Raw genomic sequence first — 602 nt, forward strand, 5'->3', positions numbered from 1 at the left:
TACGAGAACTCACTGAAAGCCGGCGACACCCTCTCTGTCATTCTGAGAGAGGAGACTCCGGCCACTGCCTTTGGCAGTCAAGGTTCTGGAACAAATTTGGCCGCTGTATATTCTTTCGATATGAGCGAGACCGCGGTCATTTGCCTCGATGAAGCCGTCCGGTGCGAGATCCGACGCGAGCTTGCCGTTGCCAGGGCCAAGCACGGCAACAGCTGGGAAGTCCAGTCGATCGCTAACAGCTGGAGCGACACCATGGATGACCGCGAGATATTGGCGGCAATTCGCTTGTTCAATCGCACCGGCTCGATGTTTGCCGATGTTATCTGCTCCATACACTGATGCCGTCTCCCAAGATCCGGCCGGGCGATCGTCCGACCATAGTCGATGTGGCGAAGGTATGGGATGACGGCCGCGTGACATTCGCGCTTTTCGGGCATCCCGGAAAAACCACCGTCCCCGGAGACTCGCCACAGATCATCAAGATCGAGAAGGGCAAAGCGCAGCCCAAGACCACCAGATCACGGGATCGGAAAGATTCATGAAATGGGCCCGCCGTGCCACCAGCGCCCGTGACCGGCCCAGCCTGCCGGCCGGAGTGATCC

At 58.8% G+C, this 602-nt stretch carries 1 protein-coding gene; it reads left to right on the forward strand.

All coding sequences use genetic code 11. The features are described 5' to 3' along the window. Nucleotides 1-339 (forward strand): hypothetical protein (locus EN780_RS38985; protein WP_189556762.1); only part of this gene is annotated, 339 nt, incomplete at its 5' end. Nucleotides 340-602: the final 263 nt, after the last annotated feature.

The sequence above is a fragment of the Mesorhizobium sp. M4B.F.Ca.ET.089.01.1.1 genome (assembly GCF_004022605.1).
GTDB classification, from domain to species: Bacteria; Pseudomonadota; Alphaproteobacteria; order Rhizobiales; family Rhizobiaceae; genus Mesorhizobium; species Mesorhizobium abyssinicae.